The sequence below is a fragment of the Bacillus sp. HY001 genome (genome assembly GCF_007558965.1).
GTDB classification, from domain to species: Bacteria; Bacillota; Bacilli; order Bacillales; family Bacillaceae_G; genus Bacillus_A; species Bacillus_A mobilis.
Window position 1 is genome coordinate 115,796 of sequence record NZ_VLTE01000028.1, and the last position, 21,010, is coordinate 136,805.

Genomic DNA, 21,010 nt, shown 5'->3' on the forward strand with positions numbered 1-21,010 from the left:
TACCACTGAATAATTCATATCCCTCCCTATTTAAGCGATGTAGTTTGTAATTTCTTTCTTATTCCTATTATATTATGTAAATTAATATTTAACATTATTAAATGATACGCATGAATGACTTCTCGGTCAATAAATGTGCTTTATATTACGCAATTAGAAAAACCGTATTCTTAAATTGAAAGAATACGGTTTTTCTCTATATGAGTTAAACTGCAAAATTTATTCTCAAATTCATTTTTCACAGGTGGACTTCACATATAAATACCTATTTAAATAGTATTTATACTTATATACTCCCCATCAAAAATATCTATATAAACAATTAGAACTCTGTTAATACTGGGAATTTATAACCTTTAAAATCTAACTCTTTATTACTTCGAACCATTAAATACTTACTAGACTGTAATTCTGTAAACTGTACATCCTCAATCCCTAATTGATCTGGAGAGAAGTAAAATTCGATTTCTGTAAATCTTTCAGAGATTTCCCCGCAAATTTCATCTAAAACTGGAAGTACAGGCGCAAACACTCCATATAATTTCAACTTTTCATTATCTATTTCATACACAATTAGAGCATCTAGCTTCTCTGAATAATACAGTTTCTCATTCCATTTCGCATCATACATATTTAAATAAAATGAAGACTGGAAGCTAGGTGTTGAAAATTTATTTGAAAGCCTTTGGCTACTATCGATCGTTTCTTGTATTAACAGTCTATTCTCTTCATTATAATAATTTAATTTTCTAAGTAGAAAATCGTTATCTTTATTTTTATCGTATGGTACAGTCATTAAATATTCTTGCACAACGTTAAATCCAAATGGTGCATATAATTCAGGGTTTTCAGTAAACAAAACTACACAATCACATTTTTTATCGATTTCTACTATCATCTTGTCTAGTAAATGTGTCATTAGTCCTTGTCTACGAAAATTAGGGTGCGTCATCACCGATTGAATCCCCATCGCATTTATTCTTTCACCATTGATTAGCAATGGTAACGAAAATGCACCGACATTTGCAATCACCTTATCATCTTGTAAAAATGATAAAGCCTTAAATGTATTATCCCAATATCCTTTCTCCGAAAAATCATTTAATGTTTGAGTTGTAATCCCAAACACTTCTTCAAATAAAGGAAATAACTGCTCCCGTTTTGGTTCTTCCATTAGAAGATCTACAATTTTTTCGACATTCCCCATGTTGTACCTCCATACGTCAATTCCATTAAATTATGTGTAGTTATATGACCTACTCATAGTAGGTCTTACACAACAATATACTAACATAAAAAACAAAAAAAATGTCTAATTTATTTTATGTTTTGACTATTCCAAAATAAGTCGAATAAAACAATATTAAGATTTCTGGATATTAATAAGTTTATTATATAAAAATAGTGCTTTCTAAGTCGTTTTTACTAATAGAAATGCACCATTTATAAAAAATATTTTTTCATTATTTTTTTCCTTCTAGTCTCTCCTGCGTGTTAATTTCTTCTCCCCTCATTCGCTTTTCAAATGTTTGTCTCCAACTTGTAGAAAGTGCATGAACATCTAAAATCCTTTTTAATCCTTCTATATTTTGTTTTTCCTTATGCATGATACGATTAGCAAATGCCACTGTTACACCTTTCGGATCAGACTTCAGTAACTTTAACGTATCAAAAGGTGATACCCGTCCTTCTTTTAATACGCGAAAATAAAATCCTGTATATCCTGTTTCTTGAAAGTACAGTGGTAACTTTGGAATATTGTATTTCTTAGCTAATTTAAAACAAGGTTGCCTTGGCTGTGTTACTTGTACAATTGCTTCTCCAATTTGAAATGTATCACCAATACAAACATCCTCTTCACGCATATCACTAATTGTTATATTTTCTCCGAATGCTCCATATACAAGATCTTGACTCAACTCTTTTTCCCAATATCCATAATGTTCTCCCGAATATACGCACACCGCTTTATCTACTCCGCCATGATGAACTAAGTCCGCCTGGCCATCCCCATTAAATTTTGCAAAGGATAAAAACACCGATTCCTTTACTTGTTTCTTATTTATACCTGTATGAATTACCTTTCCACCGTAAGTAACCTCTCTTGGTAACCCTATATTTAAAGATAATAATTGATATTCATTAGCCATTCTATTTCCTCCTTTAAAGGTGTTACATGAATTTGCTCACTCAATTTATATTCGCACTATCTCTGTTATATAAAGATGATTATAAAACCCGAAAAATTATTGTTCAATCCTATTATTTATATAATAATGATAGGTATAGCCTATCATTAAACTTGAGGTGATCCCAATCGAATTACGACAACTTGAATACTTTTTAGCTGTTTCAAAAGAATTACATTTCACAAAAGCAGCTGAGAAATTAAATATTTCACAGCCTTCTCTAAGTCAGCAAATACGTGCATTAGAACATGAAATAGGAATGCCGCTTTTTGATCGCATTGGTAAAAAAATATCTTTAACTGACGCAGGAAGGATTTTATTATTACATAGTAAAACCATTTTTCATGAAGTTGAACAAGCTCGTTCTGCTATACAAGATTTAAATGGATTACAGCAAGGTTCCTTAACAATAGGGTCTTTGTTAACCGTCATAAATTACTTACTACCACCAGCTATTTTTAATTTCAATCATTTATATCCAAATATAGAGCTTTCTGTATTAGGGCTTCGTACAGGCGATATTCGCGAAAAATTATTACAAAACGAACTAGATATTGGCATTACATTTCTCCCGGTGCAAGATAAAGAGATTATTTCTATCCCTCTATACAAAAGCGAACTTACATTAGTCGTACCAACCGGTCATCAATTAGCTGAATGTAATCATGTATCTATTGCTGAATTACAGAACTATCCTTTAATTCTTTTACCTAAAAATTTCTTTTTAACCGAACTAATTACATCTCATTGTCAAAAATTTAACTTTATACCAAAACCAATTTTAGAAATTAGTACGATGGAATCTTTAATCCAAATGGTTTCAAAAGGAATGGGAATTACCGTATTACCAAAACCGTATATAGACTTTTTACAAAATAAAAACATTCAAGCTATTAAAATAGAAAATCCTACTCCAACAATAGAAATAGGGCTTATTTATAGAAAAGATAAATATATGTGTGCTGCAACTCGAGAGTTTATTGAACAACTAAAAAGTACAGTACATTCTTTACAAAGCTAAACGAACAAAAGAGATTATCCTATAAAACCGTTTCACAACGACCTAATAGAATAATCTCTTTTCACCATATTATAAAACATAACATGTAAATTCATATAAACTTCAATGTACCTTTTTAGATATTGGAATATATTTCGTAAAATATGCCCCCACTAGCAATAAAACAATTGAAATTAACCAAATAAAAATCCCGCCAAAGTTAAACCAATATGCAAACAAATTCAAGATTGCTAGTGTAAAGAAACAAATTGAAGTTAACGCACTTTTCAATCCTTTTACCCCTGCTTTTTTTCTTTTTTCATAAGTAATATACATTGAAACGGCAATAAATAAGATAAGAACAATCGGTAACATAACTTTTAGCAATGGCAATCCCTCCCGTATATACACCTTTCTATTACCATTTTATCTCATTTATTCTTTTGGAATCAATTTATTATGCTCTTCTCTCCAAAAATCAGCATATGTTTTATTTTCAAATTTCACATTCACCTTAGAAAAAGGTAGACTATCTCCAACTTTCAATGAGTACCAGTCGTTTAAAATTGGAGATCCGAAGCAAATATTCATTGTACGATTATGCAAATCAAATAAGACAGAATGCAAAGTTCCAAACCATTCTTCATAATTATGTACTGTCAGCCCAGTAGGATACTCTTTTTCTACTAAATCTTTTAAAGATTCCATACTCACTTGTTCATTTTGGTTTAAATGATCATACAATGTGTGATATCTGTTTGTAGATTGTTCTAATCTTCTATTATTCAATTTTTGAATAGGCACACTAATCGCATGGTTTGTTGATACGATAAAATCATGACTTTCCTCCTCAATTGTGGTTATTGATTTATATCCGTCAAATATTTCAATACGCGCTGCGTCTAGAGGATCCGCTACAATTAGATTGACATTACTTGCAATTGGCATTTCATCTATTAGTAATTTCGCCTCCTGCACACTTTTACATTTCTCCAATAATACTCGAATTACCGCAAAACATTGTAAACCATTTAACACCGGCTTTCGTAAGCCTTCAATATTCCCTACTGGTTGACCACATGCTGAAAATGTAACAGCTAGCCCATGCTCATTAACACCTTCTGTTCGACCAAAATAAAAAGTAGAAAATCCACTATGAGCATATGTGCCTTCAACATGCGTTGAGCAAAAACGCATATCATCTATTTTTGGCGACAAATCATAGTTTCTTAATACATATGTGTGCTTTGAATCTGTCTTTTTAGGTAATACGACACAATGACTACATCCTGCTTTTAATAATGTTTGATAATAATACATCATATGTTTAGAAGGAATTTTCAACACTTCACAAAAACCTTCAATTTCTTCATTAATTCCAGGACAATATTGATTTAATATATTTCTAGATTCTGTCCAATAGTTATCTGATACTAAATGTTCTTGTTCTATAAATTGCGGAATAAGATACGGATAGTTTTTCACAAACTCTCCTTGTTGCTTTCCGATATCATAATGACTTCCTTTTAATGATGAAAAATACCCCTTTACTTCATACATCACATTTCCCCCTCTCATTGATTATATCCATATCATACCAAATGGATTTTAATCATTCTTGATGTTTTTTACTGTCCGCCTTAATGTCATCCTGTTTTAAAATCTCTACTAATAATTATTTGATAGAAAACTAAACCGCTGTTAATATTACCGTAATACCAAATGAGCGAAATTCTATATTGAATCCGCTTATAAACAATCAACTAATTTTTGAAATTAAGAAACTTATTTATCAGAATAACAGGAGAACATACCGATGAGCATTTGCAAACCAATTGATGAATTAACGATTGAGGACTTGAAACAAAACCCAATATGGGAATGGGCAATAGATGAAGAAGAAAACGAAGAGTATGATGAAACATGGGTAAAACCTGCATTAACCACTAATTTTACAGAAGAGTTAAATGGTTCAATAGTACTTGGCGAATTACTCTTACATAACGGCGAAAAATTCCCTATGATGTGTGAAATTGATATTGAAAATGATGAGGTATTAATTAGGTCTGTAGTTTACTATGCCGAAAAAGAAGACGAGTATCTTGCTATAGAAGATGTAGTAAAAAAACTTGAACTACCTTTAACAATTCATATCAATCTTACTATTAATGGGGATCATAAAACTTTAATATTTTCCGCGAATAAAGTAGACATTTATAAAAACGCCATAAAAACTAATTTATATTAAATCCTCACAAAAGTAAGAACTAGGAATCTATAGTTTCCTAGTTCTTACTTTTGTAATTCTATGCTAAATAATCCCTTCCTCCACCAACGTTTCTGCAATTTGAACCGAATTCCAAGCGGCACCTTTTAATAAATTATCGGCAACGATCCAAAGATGGAAACCATTTGGTGTATCAGGGTCTTTTCTAATTCTCCCGACAAATGTATCTATTTTTCCTTCTGCATATAATGGCATTGGATACAACTGTTCACTAGGGTTATCTTGTAATATAACACCTAATGCATCCCGCAACACTGCTCTTATTTCTGTAACAGTTGCTTCTTTTTCAAGTTCAATATAAACCGATTCTGAATGCCCTGAAACAACTGGAACACGCACACAAGTAGCTGCCATTTTTAAATTGGGATCTTCTAAAATTTTCTTCGTTTCTTGAATCATTTTTACTTCTTCAAATGTGAAATCATTATCTGTGAATATATCTACTTGTGGCAGTACATTAAATGCAATTGGATAATGTATGTTATCTTTTTTCACGGGCAGTATAGTACTTTCCACTTCTTCACCTGCAAGCATTGACTTAGCCTGTTCTGTCAATTCATGAATCGCGTGAACTCCTGAGCCTGATACAGCTTGATATGTTGAAACAATAATTCGCTCTATACCAAATGATTTTCGTATTGGCTGAAGAGCTGTCACCATCTGTAATGCTGAACAATTCGGAACTGCAATGATACCGTTATGTTCCTTTAAAGTGTGCGCATTTACTTCTGGAACAACGAGCGGTACATCGTGAGCCATTCGGTATTCACTCGTGTTGTCAATTACGATTGCACCACTAGACACTGCATGATTAACAAATCGTTTGGAGACTTCTCCTCCAGCGCTAAAAAAGGCAATATCTACCCCTTCAAAACTAGTTGTTTTTGCCTCTTGTATCATTATCTCTCGTCCTTGAAACTGCACTACCTTACCAGCGGATCGTTTTGACGAAAGCAATGTAACTTCAACTATATTAAATTTAGTTTCTTTCTCTAACAGTTCAATAATTTTCTGTCCAACTGCACCTGTAGCCCCCACAACAGCTACATGATAGCCCTTTTCAATCATCTTTTCTCCTCCAATACCACTTAAATAAATATTTCTACAATTTCATTTTATAAAGAATTTAACCATTTGGAAAATTGAAATACGTGATATAATCATTCACAAATCATGATAATAAAAGAGGGATCGCTTATGGAAATGAGACATGTTAAAACATTTTGTGCCATCGTTAAGTATGGTAGTTTTTCTAAAGCTGCTCAAGCGTTAAGGTATGCGCAATCTACTGTAACAGCACACATGAAAGCATTAGAGAACGATTTACATCTCCCTCTTTTTGATCGATTAGGGAAAAAAGTTCTTCTTACAAAAGCAGGCCATCAATTTCACCCTTATGCTCTAGAATTACTTGCTATTTATGAAAAAGCACAAGAAATCCCTCAAAATAGTGATAATTTAGAGGGAACATTAAGTATTACTTCTAACGAATCATTAGCAGTGTACCGATTACCACAATTATTACGTACTTACAAACAGGAAAATCCGAAAGTAAATATCGTACTGGAAACAAATACAAACGAACATGCAATGAATAAGCTACGTGAAGGAGAAACAGATGTTATTTTCATAATTGGAGAAAGTATGGAACATAATGATTTTATTACGCGTACTTTTTGTAATGAATCATTTGGATGGATTTTACCTCCCCAATACTCTACGCACTCTAATCCATTTTGCTTATTAAAGGATACCCAGTTTATTTTTACAGAACAAAACTGTGGCTATAGACCAATGGTAGATCGTTTTTTACATCAAAGCGGGAATATTCCAGCTAAAACATTTGAAACCTCCAACGTTGAAGTCATTAAACAATCTGTGATGTGTGAGTTAGGAATTTCAATTCTTCCTTACATCGTTGTACAAGAAAGTTGTGAAAAAGAGCAACTCTGTTTTCAGCCCATCGAAACGCCAGCAGTTATTCAAAGCCACGTAATCTATCATAAATCTAGATGGATTTCACCCGTTTTACAATCGTTTCTTTCCTTACTAGAGAAAGACTAAAAGGTGCACACAAAAAAGAGTAACTGCCTAATAAGCACTTACTCTCTTCCAATGTTATCTTATTTATTAGTCTGTCCCCCGCCTGCAATTAATTTACTGCCTGAATATGTACCTTTTTGCATAAACAATTGATTGATTAATTCTTTTTGTTCCGCTTCTGACAGTACTCCTTTCCCTTCGCCTAAATTCCCGCTTTGTAATTTCCAAATCTTATTGTGATCCGCGTCCATCTTTTCATATTTCCCTTGTTTCCATCTCTCTAAAATGTCTGCATATGTATTTCCTTGTACTAGATCATTACTCTTTACAATATCAAGTAAACTTTCAATACGTTCTTGTGTGATAAAAATATAACCCCACTTTTGATCAGCTTTCGTTTTTTGATGTGCCATTTCATGCAAAGCTGTCTGTATGTTCTCATCTGTCCACTTGAAATTTTTATTAAAGCCGCTATTTGGCAATGAATGATTGCCATTTTCTAAAAGCTTTGCATCTTCAGCTTTTACATTACTATCAGCTAGTACCTCTGCCGCTGGAGCAGCTGGTGATGCCTTTTTCGCAGCTGGTTTACTATTATTCAGATAATACAGCATGCCATATGTTACACCTACTCCGATTACCGCCATACCAGCTATTATACCTATTATTTTAAATAATGTTTTCATCTTGCTTGTTTCCTCCCACATATCTATCCCATTCATAATATCTATTTATCAACAACAGATTCAGCATCTCTTTTTTCGCTTCTTACTACATTTTTTTCTTACTAGTTAACATAAACATAACTTTTACTTTCTAGAAATGTAGCAACTCCATCCTCATCGTTACTTTTAGCAATAAATTTAGCGACTGCCTTTAATTCCTCAACAGCGTTGCTCATCGCTACACCAACCCCACACTTCTCTATCATTTCCATATCATTGTAGTCATCTCCAAAGGCAATAACTTCAGATACGTCTCTATTTAAGTGTTGTAGAACATATTGAATACTATTCCATTTTGAAACTTCTGCATGCATAATTTGACACAATGTCCCGTCATCTGTAATGACTGCCTTGCATTCATCAGGCAATTCGTTAATAAATTTCTGGTTTATTGAGCCTTTCGTACAAATAATTGCTTTAGAAGCTTTTTCAAAATCTAAATCTCTTACATCCATAATTTCACATGGTATATTACCGAAATAATCAGTAACATCAAAATTTGAATACAACTTATCACCTATTTCAAGACAAATCTCATGAAGATTATACTTGTTTGCTATTTCTATGATTTCTAAAATGTTATTTTTAGAAATCTTCATTTCATATAAAATATCATTCCCTTTAAGAACTAGAGCCCCGTTATAACAAATGATAATCTCACTCTTTAACGCGTCGGGAATATACTGTTTTATAGCTCTTGGCGGCCTTGCCGTAGCAAAAATCAATTCGTCTCCATTATTTTTACATTCTCTTAAAATATTAATAGATTTCTCTGAAATTGTTTTATCACTTTTTAATAAAGTCCCATCAAGATCTGAAATTATAATTTTTTTCATATTTACATTTATTCTCCTTTCACAAATAATAACTCGAAATATTGATTATTTGTTGAATCAACTGAGTTTTGGTAGGTAGTTAATCTTTATCTACTTTTTTTAAGTCTCATTTTCATTTATTACATAGTATCTATTTCCTAAACCACATATGTATTTCCTCATATTATATTTCTTTTCTTTATAAATTGAAAGATTATTCTGTAAAAATAACCCATCTATTTCAAATGCAAATCCACCTCTAAGCATTTCGTTTTAAATCAATAAAAAAATATGCTAGCCTACATATAATGGAGATGAATAAATATGAGTTTATTATATAGCGGTTTAACTTTTTTGAACTTTGATGATACCTATTCATTACAAAATAAACTTCATTCTTATTCACATGAAGATATTGATTTTAGTCATTTAGAGCACTCAAATCTGTATTGCGAGACTCCCTCTTTAATGCGAATAAAACGAGAGTTATATTGTAGAAAGCAAAAAGGAATCACTTTTATCGGTTCTGGAAATTATCATTATGTATCTTATTTACTACTAAAAGAAATAGATGAGCCATTTACCCTTATTTTATTTGATCATCACACTGACATGAACTTAAAAGAAGAAAATGAACATACTCCTATTTCTTGCGGGTCATGGGTATCATTCGCTCTTCAAAATAACCCGAAATTAAAGAAAGTAATTATTATTGGACCTTCTTCTTTAACAATACATTCTAATGATTATTCATGCGTAGAGGTGTTCCCGATAGATACGTCAAATGAAGTATCTACTCATACAATACTTTCGCATATTCATACAAACACCATATATATAAGCATTGATAAAGATGTTTTAGATTCAAAAGTAACTATTACAAATTGGGATCAAGGACATATGAAACTCTCTTCACTTTTAAAATATATTCATGCTCTAATTAGAGATAAAAATGTCTATGGTATTGATATTTGCGGTGAACTACCTGTTTATCCTTCTCAGCTCTTTCTAGCTACATATACAAATGCCATTAAGAAAAATGAAGAAGCAAACTTACAAATTTTAAAATCAATTTATAATACATAAAAAACAACGAGCACCTTATAAGGCACTCGTTGTTTTTATGCACGTTGTTCTTTTAACCACTTCGTAATCGTATCTAACCTCGAAATATCAAAACGGCTCTCTTCAGACACATTTAAATTGTTTAAACTTTTCACAATTGCTAATTCATTCGATTTTACACTTTTCGCATCAATCATTTTGCAATACCCGTCTGTAACAGCATTTAAATTTTCATAATAACGTTGAAACGATTTTGATATTTGTAAATGTTTTTCAAAGTTTCTTCTTCTTTTTGTCTCGTCAGATTCTTTCCGTTTTCTAAGTTCTTCATCATTCGTATATAAATAAAAATATTGATCAGGAAAACCAATTTCCCTATGTATCAGCTTTTCTTTATAAAAGTTTTCTATTAAAGATAACGGCTGATTAAATACATCAAAATGGAAACACCAATTATAACTAAGTGGCTGATAAATATCACCATCAAGTATTACTAATTCATACTGCTCTGACTTCTGCACTGCTATTTCCCAGCGCTCTACTTGTTTTTCAAAATACCAGGTTGTATGCTCATTTTTTGGTCTTTCAAATAAAAAATTCACTTCAGGTATAATATAAGCACCATAATTTTTTTCTAACTCACGACAAGTGCTGCTCTTACCAACTGCACTTGCTCCCTCAAACGCTATAATCCCCATTGTTTCTCCCACTTTCATTAACTTAAATCTCTTTGCTTCGCTTTTTTCCCCCATAACTGTCTCCATAATACAATTGAAGCTATAGAAAGCATGATTGTTGTTATGATACTCCCCTCAATTCCGAACGACCCTCCATGAAGGAATTCCGATCCGTTTGTTACAGGTTTAAAGAGTGGCGTAGAATACATCGTCATTCCACTTACTGCAAAGCCATAAATATTAAACTGTGCCCAATTCCACAACGAATGCCACGCGCATATCCCCCAAAGACTACTGTCCTTCAAAACATAAAAAGCTGCAAATACACCAACTAATATTATATTCGAAATTGAAAGAATTGTAATACCTGGATTTAGTAAATGAAGAAAGCCAAATAAAAAAGAAGTTACAACAACTCCGATCCATATACGGCTTCTAACAGAAAGGACTGGAAATAACCAACCTCGAACAACTATTTCTTCTGTTGCACCTTGTATTAAAAAAGCAACTAAAGACCCCACAATTCCAAATATGGCGGTTGGTGTAATTTGTTGCATTTGTAGTTGTACATTTCCTGTTAATAAAAGTAGCATGACTGGTATTGAAATGAAAACAAAACCTATTAATGCACCTCTCAAATATTTTCTCATCCACTCGTTTCTCCAAAAGCCAATGGATGAAATTGATCTTTTTTCTACGAATCTAATCCATAAAAAAACAAAAAATATAGCACCTCCAAACGTCAATACCATCTCAATATCGCTATAAATTGCCTTCATTAAAAGTGTTTCTGCTTTCGGTAAAAACAACATAAATAACATGAACAATTCACCTAAAGTTAAAAATACAATTGCAAGTATAACAGCGAATATTGGATGAACTTTTTTTCTTCCCTCTTTGGCTGCTTCAATTATTTTAAATTGCAATATTCTCGCCTCCTTAACAAATACATCAACACTATTCTTAATACTATATATCGTTTTCCTAACACAAATTTCCAATAAAAATATTCAATGTTTAGCATAAACCCAAATTTGGAATAATATATAAATAAAAGAGATGACTTTGTGCGTTTTACTATTATCACCAAGATTATTCACTGGTATTACCAGCACTTGCTATTTCCCACCATTTGTTGTAAGATAGTAATTAAGGTCAATTTAACACTATATTTTCTTTGCATATTATCAAGTATCAATCTGGAACATTTTGTACTCCTTATGGGTTTTTGATAATATGTGAACTTTTATTTTTCATTCAAATAAGGCCGATCATATTGTAATCTTTTTAAATTTTAGGAGGCATTACCATGACATTAACAGGTAAAGTAAAATGGTTTAACAGCGAAAAAGGTTTCGGTTTCATCGAAGTTGCAGACGGTAACGACGTATTCGTTCACTTCTCAGCTATCACTGGCGACGGTTTCAAATCTCTTGACGAAGGTCAAGAAGTTAGCTTCGAAGTTGAAGACGGTAACCGTGGACCTCAAGCTAAAAACGTTGTAAAGCTATAATTCAAACAATAAAAAGGTTGTTACCAGCTCGGTTAACAACCTTTTTAATATATAACTAAAATTTTTTACATAAAAGGAGTGGTTATATGTATCGCAATCGAAAGAACGATGTAGCAGAGGTACCACCAGAACAAACGCCTGTTTGGGAATGTGAAGCAGATGATTGTTTAGGATGGATGAGAAAGAACTTTTCATTTGAAGAAGAGCCTAAATGCCCTTTATGTAAAAGTAGCATGAAAAGCGGAGAACGTTTATTACCTAAATTAGGTTAATTTTTACTTAACCCCTCTTTTATAAGAGGGGTTTTTTATTATAAATTTATATTCTCTACATCCGTTCGGACTATAGAATACAATAGTGCATCATGTTGCTTATTTCCTTGATGAATGTATCCACGTAATAACCCTTCCTTATGAAAGCCTATTTTAGATAACATTTTACAAGAAGTAACATTTTCAGGATATGTAATAGCTCCAATTCTAAATAAGCCTAAATCTTGAAATCCATAATGAATAATTTCTCGAGCCGCTTCTGACGCATAACCATTCCCCCAATAACGAGGATGTAAGTCATAGCCAATTTCGGATCGTTTACTCCATAGCTGTAAATTATTTAATCCTATTGTACCTACTAAAGTATTTGTTTCTTTTAATACAATCCCCCATCGTATTGCCTTTTTCTCGAAGTAATTTTTTGAAAAAGATTCAATCATACGTGAAGCTTGTCCAAACTCTGTAAAAGAATTCATACCGTAATAACATGTTACTTCATCCAATGAAAAAATTTCATATATTTTTTGACAATAAGATTGTTCTATTTCAACTAAACGTAAACGTTCTGTTTCTAATATAGGAAATGCCACAGGATCACTCCTTTCTTTCTACACATTCATTATAGCAGAAAAAGTATTTATAATTAGGAAAGTCCTCAATGTCCCATTAATCAAATATTTCTAGAGAAACTTATCCTCTTAATTCAATACGAACTAAGAGTAACCCTTCTTACTTTTGCTTAAATAGAAAAAATAAAGAGATGATCAAAGCGCTATGATCATGTCTTTATTCTCTAGTTTTAAAATTAATTGTATCATTTTCATTTCCATCACTTCACTCAAAATAATATGTCTAATAATTTCGATTACATATTCACTTTTCCCTTCTAAAACAACACCCTCCTCCATACATTTATGGTAAAATATAGTTAACGTCATATTATATTGTGGAGGTGTAAATGTTCTATGTATATATTCATCGGCTTATCCCTCTTACTCATACTACTCATTTTTTTATTCGCAAAAAAGTTCGCTCCAAACTCATTTATGATGACTAGTTTTAAAGGCAATAGCTTTAAAACTTTTTCAATCGGCATTTTAATCGCAGCCACTCTTTCTCTTTCATATGGAATCTATCACGCAGCAACATATCAACCTAAACATTTAGATATCACACTACAAAATCAAAACTTTACTGTTTTCGGTAATGTTGGAGAGGTTGGATATTTCTCAGAAGAATTACTAAAAAAAGATACAGAAGTTGAACTATATTTCGCCTCTTGGAAACCAATGCAATTAAATAACCCAGAAATAATAGTAAATTATCCTTCCGGTAAACAGGAAACATGGAAACCGAACATAACATTTATTCCGGCCAATAAATTAAAAGAACAACATAATATAAAAGAACTCTATCAACTCTCATCATATTCATTTAAAGAATCCGGGAACATAACCTTAACAATTACTGAGAATAATACAACAAATAAAAAGGTCCCAATTCAAGTAAAATAAATAAAATGTCCCTCCAACATAACGGAGGGACATTTTATTTATATATGTATTATTAATTTGACGGTTCATGCAATGTTGCCATTATTTCATTTGCAGTTTTCTTTCCATTTCCAATACACGCACCAATTCCGACACCGTAATATGAAGCACCAGCTAAGTATACATTAGGATAAAGATCCGTCATTTTTTCTTGTAATGTTTCAACCGCTTGATTATGTTCTAAATGATATTTCGGCATTAAATCTTTCCAATTTGTAACTTCAACTACTTCTGGTTCACCTTTAATTCCGAGACTCTTTTCAATATCATATAAAGCGACTCTTACTAATTCTTCTTCACTATAGTTTTGAATCGTTTCATATACTGGATTGGTACTCTTATAAAACATTCTTACTAATAGCTTTTGTTTTCCAGATGTATGTTTCCACTTCCGGCTTGTCCATGTACAAGCATCACAATGTAAATCACTATTTTCCGTTACGATAAATCCTGTGCCGTCCGCCGGTAATTGTTCATCTAGTATGTCAAACCCTAAGTAAATACTTATAAGAGATGAGTTTTTAAATGTATGAAACTGCTCGTTTAACTCATTAGACTGTAATAAAGTTTCTGCAATATTATGCGGAGCTGCTACAACAACATAATCAGCTTGGATGGATTCGTGATTCGCAAAGGCGATTTCATAGCAATCACCTTGTTTCCTTACAGCTGTCGTTACAGCACCTTTCTTAACAACAGTCTCAGTCAGCACTTCTTCTAAACGATCAATAATCGTAGATAGTCCACCTTTAAATGATACGAACTTTTTGTTTCCGGCTGATTGAAACTGTTTTTTATTCTCTTCAAAACCTTTAATAATACTTCCATATTTATTTTTATAATCCAGTAAATACGGTAATGTCGATGCCATAGTAAGTTCATTCAATTTACCGGAATATACACCTGAAAGCACTGGGGCAATTTGTCTTTCCACTAATTCTTTCCCTAAAAAGCTTTCTAAAAATACAGCAAGTGAAGTATCTTTTGTAAACTCTTTATTTTTTGTTATGAAATCTTTTAAAGCAACAATTTTCCCTTTCGTTGATACTAGCGTACTGCTGAACAATGACTCGACACTCATCGGTATCCCAAATATAGTGTCAGAAGGAATTGGATGTAAAGTATTATCAGAATATATGTAAGAAATACCAGTTTCGTTATATACCATTTGTTCTTCTAAATTTAAATCTTTTACAAGTGGCATAACATGTTCATTACGAGCAACGATAGAATCTGCTCCTGATTCCATAATAAAATCTTTTTCTTCTACACTATGGATTTTACCGCCCAAATACTTTTCTTTTTCTACAAGGATTAAATTTAAATCAACATTATAATCCTTTTTTAATTTTTCTAAATAAAACATAGTAGAAAGTCCCGTTATACCTCCACCGATAACAACAACTGTTTTCATATGTGCTGCGCTCCTAACCGATACAATTAATAATTCCTTTATTATTATACCCAAAAGTCCTTATATTCGACTAGCAGCTTGTGCATTCTGTAAGAAATTAGACAATATATTTGAATAGATTTCCGGTTGATCATTATGCACTAAATGACCAGCAAACGGAATTACAGCAATATGTATATTGTGGTTTAATTGTTTGAACGTTGTAGCAGCTGCAACTTCATCTTCTGAATCTCCCCCAGCTATACACAGTGTAGGTACTTGAAGATTAGCTACTTCACCAGTTTCATCAAATGGATACCAATCTTTAACTTGCCACGACTCCAGCAATGCTTTCCAATCACTTTTTTCATGAATTTGATTCATATAATTTACAACTTCTTCATTTTCCATCAATTGCTGATGACACTTCGCTTCATACTCCTGAGACTCCTCCCATTTTTCTCTCTTAGCCGGAAAGATACCTGAAAAACTTAATGTCCTTACTCTATCTGGATAGTTTTTTGCAAATAATAAAGCGACTAATCCTCCTAAGGAAACACCAGCTATATGACATCTATCAATTTGTAAATGCACTAACGTATCATGTACATCCTTTACAGAACGTAAGAAATAATTCTCCAATGTCCCCCCTGACTTTCCATGCCCTCTTAAATCAGGACGAATGACTTGATAATTTTTTTCTTGAAAAAATGCTACCTGCTCTTCGAATTCTACTAAACCTGTCATACCTCCAGAATGTAAAAGCACAATTGGTTCTCCTTCACCTGAAATGTTCGTATGTAATATCATTCATGTCTCCCCCTTTCAAATTGAATATTCTATTAATTAACAGTATATAGAATTTATATCTGAATTTCCAAATAAAAAAGAACTAAAACATTTTCAAATCATGTCATAGTTCTTTTTATTTTAAAAACATAAAGTAATTAATTAATTTGTCTATTTCTTGACTTAATGCCAATACTTTTTCATGTTGAATACCGTAATCCGATACTAAATATAAAAGCTCTTCTTTCTTTATTTCAATGACTTTTTCCAATTTCACTAATTCCATGTCGTTTTACTTCTCTCTCCAATACTAAAATGTATGTATTTTAGTATAGCCTATTTACATAATTAGTAAAAGTAAAATACGCATGTAAAATCTTACAAATTCCAAAATAATATATTTTCAACAAAGAAATTTTAAATTTAGCCCTTTATACAGATTATTAGATTCCATTATGTATTAATAATAAATCGGAATTTCTCTAATGTTATATCTTTATATTTTGGAGCTCTCTTAATATGATCAAAATAACTATATGAGAATTTAAAGATATGCCCGAAATCCCAATCAAATGCACCATAGTCTTTTAGCCAAAATTGATTTTCTGTTGGCAATATATGAGCACGTTTAGATTCGACTAAAGGTAAACAATCTATTGGTGAGTGTAAAGTTATTTCACTATTTGACGTTAAGTTTTGACTAGCACGTAACACATATACTAGTTTTAACAGCGGACGTACCCCTCGTTGGAACATATCTCTATGACCTAAGTCGTACATAATATTAATTGCATGAGAAAAAGTAAGTAAATGACCTATTAAATCATGGTGTGCTTCCGCTCTATAAATAATATTAAATTGCGAAAGCTCTTTTAAAATAAACGTAGATAATTGCTCCGGATTTCTTAATTCACTTTCTATCTCTTCTTTTATACTTAATTGTTTTACTTCCTTTGTTGTAAATCCAATCCACGATCTACCAGGAATTGTTTTTCGAAACGAAAATATAAGGTTAGTAATCCCTTCAATCTCTTGATTATCGCCCCATTTTTGTAACTCTTTTATAGCTAATAGACTTAATGCTGCATAAATGACATTATGCCCCACCCAATGAAGTTCATCTATTGTTTGTTCCAATGATTTTATAATCATTCTTTCAGCACTTTGAAAATCAATTTCTTCTTTACTATCAATAATTTCACATATATTATGCTTGTTCAGCATCCTCTTTGTTTGGGAATACATATTACGAGTTATTTCTTTTTCCATATTATTATCTTTTATGAAAAAATAACTAGCAATTGCAGCTGCTCCGAAATGCGCATGCCAAATATCATTTGTTTGTCTTTTACATTGAGCAATAATTGAAAGGCCACCTTTTAAAACAGTTTTATTTTCCATCTTTTTATCCCCCGTAATAAAAATCACTTTATAATCATCCTAAAGATGGCGTCAATACAAATAAAATATGATTGGATTCATCACTTTTATTCAAAAAACGATGTTTCACATTTGGCGGAATACGTACAACATCGCCTTCTTCTAAAAAATATTCTTTTCCTTCTAACTCCACATACACTTCTCCTTTCATGACAACAGCAATCTCTTCCTTATCTTCATGTGAATAATGACTTTCCGTTGTTTTTGCTTGTTTATTTAAATCCATCATTAACATTTCAATACGAGCTTTCATAAAATCCGGTGTTAATACATCATATACAATGTGATCATTGTTTTCCCGATATACTTTTTTCCGATCTTTTTTCTTAGAAATAAGTGAATCTGTATCGATTTCATTAATAAAAAGTGTAAATAATGGTACATTTAATGCTTTCGCAATTAATTCCAATACACTTAAAGAAGGATTCGCATGTCCTCTTTCAATTTGACTAATTAGTGACGTACTAATCCCTGCATAATCAGCAAATTCACGAATTGTCATATTATTTTTCTTACGATAACTTAATACAGTTTGTCCGAGTCTATCATGGATCATAGTAAAAACTTCCTTTCGTCCATCATATTGCATCTTTCGCTGTCTTTGTGCTGACATAGTAAACAAAAGCAAATAATCCTTTCCTATCGTCTTAGGGACTTATATACTTACTTTTGTACATTATATCGTATTAAGTTTATTATAATAAACATTGTATCGGAGGAACAAACTTTGAAATCACCTATTCTTTCATATTGCATCTTATTTTTCGGCGTATTCGCCCTATCAACTTCAGCAATTTTTGTAAAATTAGCAGACGCTCCTGCGGCTATCGTTGCTTTTTATCGATTATTCTTTGCTGCACTGATTCTATTATCGTTATTACTATTTAATAAAAATAATCGAAACGAGATAAAAACAGTAACAAAAAGACAATGGGGATTCGGATTCATATCCGGGCTATTTTTAGCTGCACATTATGTACTATGGTTTGAATCATTACAATATACTTCTGTAGCAAGTTCTACAGTTATCGTAACGTTACAACCTTTATTTTCAATGGTTGGTGGTTACTTTCTATTTAAAGAGAGATTTACGAAAGGAGCGGTTACTGGTTGCCTCATCGCTATTTCAGGAAGTATCGTCATCGGATGGCAAGACTTCCAAATTAGCGGAGAAGCATTATACGGAGATATTTTAGCATTTATTGCGGCCGGAATTATTACCGCTTATTTTTTCATTAGCCAACATGTTCGTAAAGATTTATCACTTATACCGTATTCAGTAATTAGTTATGGAAGTAGCGCCTGTTTTCTTGGTATATTTGCTTACATGCAGCAAAAATCTTTCATCCATTACTCTACGCAAACTTGGGTATGCTTTATTGGCTTAGCTTTCATTGCAACGATTTTAGGTCAAACGATATTCAATTGGTTACTAAAATGGATGAGCGCTACTGTTATTTCTATGAGTATTTTAGGAGAAACGATTGGGACTTGTATACTAGCGTACTTTATATTAAATGAGACTATTTCTTTACAACAAGGACTAGGCATTGCAATTATTTTTATTGGTTTAGCATTATTTTTAATGCAACCAAAACTGCCGAATCGCAACTAACAAAAAAGCATGACAGTATAATGTCATGCTTTTCACTATTCGTTATGTACGATTAAACCATCAGGTCTAAAACGACTCATCATTATTTCATTAATAAATTTTCCGTGAGCCTTCAAATTCCCTATCTTTACTCCCTCTTCTACAAATCCGAATTTTTCATATAGTGACTTCGCTTTAAGATTCGTTTCTAAAACACCAAGCTCTACTCGCTCTAGCATTAACCAATTATCAGCTAAATCAAGCATTTTTGTAAGAAGTGCTTTTCCAATACCCTTATTATGATATTCACTATCTACCCCTATAAATAAATCACCCGAATGAGATCTACGTCCCGGACTTTGGGTTAACCCAACAAATCCAACAACTTCTCCATCATACTCTGCAACAAATTCAAATTGATTTGGCGCTAAATTTCGAATTCTATTTTCCATTGCATCTACACGCATGCTTGGTAAGAAAACCATATAAGGTAAAACATCATCTTGTATACATATACGATGAATAGCTCTAGCATCTTGTATTTCTACCGCTCTTACTTTGATCTCCATATTTTCTCCCCTCCATATTCATAACAATACATCTTCATTCTAGTTCCTCGCATGAAACCCCTTCTCTTCTTTATTTCTTTATGTTATTTTTACACAACTATTTCAGCATAATATTCAATTTACGAACAGCTTATCTATATTTTTTATACAGGTTAACTTTTTACTTTATTATATAACTCAAGCAGCTTTTCAATTGGAATACCATTTATTTTCATACCGGTTATATCACAATTTTCTATTTCAATATTTTTTAGATTACTATTACTTATCATACTACTTTCTAAATCACATTTATCGAATAAAATTGGTTTTTTATCATCTCCAAGACTTGTATTTTTGAATTGCACTCCACCTAATGTCACCAAATTAAATTTACCACCAGAAAGATTTAAATCTGCAAATAAAGAGCTTTTAAAATTTATATTTCTAAACTTAGATTGACTTACATTACAATTACTCATATTCATATGCATTATATTACTCCCAACAAATGAACTGTTTTTTGCATTCACTTGATAATACTCTGTATTTGCTAGATTACAGTTTTCGTATTGGCTATTTTTCATATCTTTATTCTTCATTAGGTTCCCTTCAACCGACTCTACAGTTATTCTTTTTACATAACAATACTCATCTTCAGATTTAAAAATTATTTCATAGCCCATTTTTTTATAAAAATGATGATTATTACGTTGTCTACTAGATGTTTCGAGATCCCAAATCCTTATACTTGGATATTCCTCTTCTATTAATTTAATAACTTTTGATCCAATTCCTTTCCCTTGATAAACAGGCTCTACAAAAATACGATCAATTCGGCCATATGACTTACCTGAGATCGTAACTATAATTCCCCCGATTATTTGTCCACCCATTATCACTTTGTAACAATCCAATTCTTCAATCGAATATTTCATCATTTCAACTGAAGAATAACCTGGTGGTTGGATGTTATAGTCAATTACATCACCTTGACCGCATAGCCATCGTTTTGCTTCTTCATCAAATGTTCTTACCATTATTTCTGTTAACTTTACAGTATCTAAAATTGTCGCTTTTTCTATACAAATTATCGCCATTTTATTT

Annotated in this window: 25 protein-coding genes; 8 read left to right on the forward strand and 17 right to left on the reverse strand. The window is 32.0% G+C overall.

What is annotated here, in order from left to right; all coding sequences use genetic code 11:
* Nucleotides 1-322 precede the first annotated feature (322 nt).
* Nucleotides 323-1,207: a GNAT family N-acetyltransferase gene (locus tag FOT98_RS14285; RefSeq protein ID WP_063261069.1), complete on the reverse strand. Its 885-nt coding sequence runs from the start codon at nt 1,205-1,207 to the stop codon at nt 323-325.
* A 256-nt stretch (nt 1,208-1,463) separates the two neighbouring features.
* On the reverse strand, nt 1,464-2,150 hold the full coding sequence (locus FOT98_RS14290; protein WP_063261070.1) for an MOSC domain-containing protein: 687 nt from the start codon (nt 2,148-2,150) through the stop codon (nt 1,464-1,466).
* A 157-nt stretch (nt 2,151-2,307) separates the two neighbouring features.
* Here FOT98_RS14290 and FOT98_RS14295 point away from each other — a divergent pair, with 157 nt between their 5' ends.
* Nucleotides 2,308-3,210 (forward strand): LysR family transcriptional regulator, encoded by a 903-nt coding sequence (locus FOT98_RS14295; protein WP_063261071.1) that lies wholly within the window; start codon nt 2,308-2,310, stop codon nt 3,208-3,210.
* 102 nt (nt 3,211-3,312) lie between these two features.
* Here FOT98_RS14295 and FOT98_RS14300 read toward each other — a convergent pair whose 3' ends face one another.
* Nucleotides 3,313-3,576 (reverse strand): hypothetical protein, encoded by a 264-nt coding sequence (locus FOT98_RS14300; protein ID WP_063261072.1) that lies wholly within the window; start codon nt 3,574-3,576, stop codon nt 3,313-3,315.
* 48 nt (nt 3,577-3,624) lie between these two features.
* Nucleotides 3,625-4,749: a C45 family autoproteolytic acyltransferase/hydrolase gene (locus FOT98_RS14305; RefSeq protein ID WP_063261073.1), complete on the reverse strand. Its 1,125-nt coding sequence runs from the start codon at nt 4,747-4,749 to the stop codon at nt 3,625-3,627.
* A 256-nt stretch (nt 4,750-5,005) separates the two neighbouring features.
* Here FOT98_RS14305 and FOT98_RS14310 point away from each other — a divergent pair, with 256 nt between their 5' ends.
* Nucleotides 5,006-5,437, forward strand: a complete 432-nt coding sequence (locus FOT98_RS14310; protein ID WP_063261074.1) for a hypothetical protein — start codon at nt 5,006-5,008, stop codon at nt 5,435-5,437.
* Nucleotides 5,438-5,500: 63 nt separating this feature from the next.
* Here FOT98_RS14310 and FOT98_RS14315 read toward each other — a convergent pair whose 3' ends face one another.
* A complete protein-coding gene (locus tag FOT98_RS14315) occupies nt 5,501-6,544 on the reverse strand; it encodes an aspartate-semialdehyde dehydrogenase (RefSeq protein ID WP_063261075.1) in 1,044 nt (347 codons plus the stop codon).
* A 105-nt stretch (nt 6,545-6,649) separates the two neighbouring features.
* On the opposite strand from FOT98_RS14315, the gene FOT98_RS14320 reads away from it, so the two are divergent.
* Nucleotides 6,650-7,540, forward strand: coding sequence for a LysR family transcriptional regulator (locus FOT98_RS14320; protein ID WP_144291076.1), 891 nt, complete (start codon nt 6,650-6,652; stop codon nt 7,538-7,540).
* Between the two features lie 59 nt (nt 7,541-7,599).
* On the opposite strand, the gene FOT98_RS14325 is transcribed toward FOT98_RS14320, so the two are convergent.
* Both FOT98_RS14325 and FOT98_RS14330 read right to left on the reverse strand, forming a co-directional pair.
* Entirely contained in the window at nt 7,600-8,205 is a 606-nt protein-coding gene (locus tag FOT98_RS14325) for a PRK06770 family protein (RefSeq protein WP_063261077.1), read from the reverse strand.
* A 101-nt stretch (nt 8,206-8,306) separates the two neighbouring features.
* Nucleotides 8,307-9,080 (reverse strand): Cof-type HAD-IIB family hydrolase, encoded by a 774-nt coding sequence (locus tag FOT98_RS14330; RefSeq protein WP_063261078.1) that lies wholly within the window; start codon nt 9,078-9,080, stop codon nt 8,307-8,309.
* 303 nt (nt 9,081-9,383) lie between these two features.
* On the opposite strand from FOT98_RS14330, the gene FOT98_RS14335 reads away from it, so the two are divergent.
* Complete coding sequence (locus FOT98_RS14335; protein ID WP_063261079.1) at nt 9,384-10,145, forward strand: arginase family protein; 762 nt, start codon at nt 9,384-9,386, stop codon at nt 10,143-10,145.
* Between the two features lie 35 nt (nt 10,146-10,180).
* On the opposite strand, the gene FOT98_RS14340 is transcribed toward FOT98_RS14335, so the two are convergent.
* Nucleotides 10,181-10,822 carry a DEAD/DEAH box helicase family protein gene (locus FOT98_RS14340; protein ID WP_063261145.1) on the reverse strand — a complete coding sequence of 214 codons (642 nt, stop codon included), beginning with the start codon at nt 10,820-10,822 and terminating at the stop codon, nt 10,181-10,183.
* 17 nt (nt 10,823-10,839) lie between these two features.
* Nucleotides 10,840-11,727: a CPBP family intramembrane glutamic endopeptidase gene (locus FOT98_RS14345; protein WP_142332070.1), complete on the reverse strand. Its 888-nt coding sequence runs from the start codon at nt 11,725-11,727 to the stop codon at nt 10,840-10,842.
* Between the two features lie 383 nt (nt 11,728-12,110).
* Between FOT98_RS14345 and cspD the strand changes: the two genes are divergently transcribed.
* Both cspD and FOT98_RS14355 read left to right on the forward strand, forming a co-directional pair.
* On the forward strand, nt 12,111-12,314 hold the full coding sequence (gene cspD, locus FOT98_RS14350; RefSeq protein WP_000176365.1) for a cold-shock protein CspD: 204 nt from the start codon (nt 12,111-12,113) through the stop codon (nt 12,312-12,314).
* 86 nt (nt 12,315-12,400) lie between these two features.
* Entirely contained in the window at nt 12,401-12,586 is a 186-nt protein-coding gene (locus FOT98_RS14355; protein ID WP_061679056.1) for a cold-shock protein, read from the forward strand.
* A 38-nt stretch (nt 12,587-12,624) separates the two neighbouring features.
* On the opposite strand, the gene FOT98_RS14360 is transcribed toward FOT98_RS14355, so the two are convergent.
* Nucleotides 12,625-13,176 carry a GNAT family N-acetyltransferase gene (locus tag FOT98_RS14360; RefSeq protein WP_063261080.1) on the reverse strand — a complete coding sequence of 184 codons (552 nt, stop codon included), beginning with the start codon at nt 13,174-13,176 and terminating at the stop codon, nt 12,625-12,627.
* 375 nt (nt 13,177-13,551) lie between these two features.
* Between FOT98_RS14360 and FOT98_RS14365 the strand changes: the two genes are divergently transcribed.
* Nucleotides 13,552-14,100 carry a hypothetical protein gene (locus tag FOT98_RS14365; protein ID WP_063261081.1) on the forward strand — a complete coding sequence of 183 codons (549 nt, stop codon included), beginning with the start codon at nt 13,552-13,554 and terminating at the stop codon, nt 14,098-14,100.
* A gap of 52 nt (nt 14,101-14,152) precedes the next feature.
* Here FOT98_RS14365 and FOT98_RS14370 read toward each other — a convergent pair whose 3' ends face one another.
* The 5 genes from FOT98_RS14370 to FOT98_RS14390 form a co-directional block, all read right to left on the reverse strand.
* Nucleotides 14,153-15,553, reverse strand: a complete 1,401-nt coding sequence (locus tag FOT98_RS14370; RefSeq protein WP_063261082.1) for a protoporphyrinogen oxidase — start codon at nt 15,551-15,553, stop codon at nt 14,153-14,155.
* A 60-nt stretch (nt 15,554-15,613) separates the two neighbouring features.
* Nucleotides 15,614-16,342: an alpha/beta fold hydrolase gene (locus FOT98_RS14375; protein WP_063261083.1), complete on the reverse strand. Its 729-nt coding sequence runs from the start codon at nt 16,340-16,342 to the stop codon at nt 15,614-15,616.
* Between the two features lie 115 nt (nt 16,343-16,457).
* On the reverse strand, nt 16,458-16,607 hold the full coding sequence (locus tag FOT98_RS14380) for an aspartyl-phosphate phosphatase Spo0E family protein (RefSeq protein WP_000424361.1): 150 nt from the start codon (nt 16,605-16,607) through the stop codon (nt 16,458-16,460).
* A 167-nt stretch (nt 16,608-16,774) separates the two neighbouring features.
* Nucleotides 16,775-17,722, reverse strand: coding sequence for a hypothetical protein (locus FOT98_RS14385; protein ID WP_063261084.1), 948 nt, complete (start codon nt 17,720-17,722; stop codon nt 16,775-16,777).
* 34 nt (nt 17,723-17,756) lie between these two features.
* Entirely contained in the window at nt 17,757-18,317 is a 561-nt protein-coding gene (locus FOT98_RS14390) for a helix-turn-helix domain-containing protein (protein ID WP_063261085.1), read from the reverse strand.
* A gap of 171 nt (nt 18,318-18,488) precedes the next feature.
* On the opposite strand from FOT98_RS14390, the gene FOT98_RS14395 reads away from it, so the two are divergent.
* Nucleotides 18,489-19,376 (forward strand): DMT family transporter, encoded by an 888-nt coding sequence (locus FOT98_RS14395; protein WP_063261086.1) that lies wholly within the window; start codon nt 18,489-18,491, stop codon nt 19,374-19,376.
* A 35-nt stretch (nt 19,377-19,411) separates the two neighbouring features.
* Here the strand turns inward: FOT98_RS14395 and FOT98_RS14400 are convergent, their stop codons facing one another.
* Together FOT98_RS14400 and FOT98_RS14405 are read right to left on the reverse strand one after the other, a co-directional pair.
* Nucleotides 19,412-19,924, reverse strand: coding sequence for a GNAT family N-acetyltransferase (locus FOT98_RS14400; RefSeq protein ID WP_063261087.1), 513 nt, complete (start codon nt 19,922-19,924; stop codon nt 19,412-19,414).
* A 152-nt stretch (nt 19,925-20,076) separates the two neighbouring features.
* Nucleotides 20,077-21,003, reverse strand: coding sequence for a GNAT family N-acetyltransferase (locus FOT98_RS14405; RefSeq protein WP_063261088.1), 927 nt, complete (start codon nt 21,001-21,003; stop codon nt 20,077-20,079).
* Between the last annotated feature and the right edge of the window lie 7 nt (nt 21,004-21,010).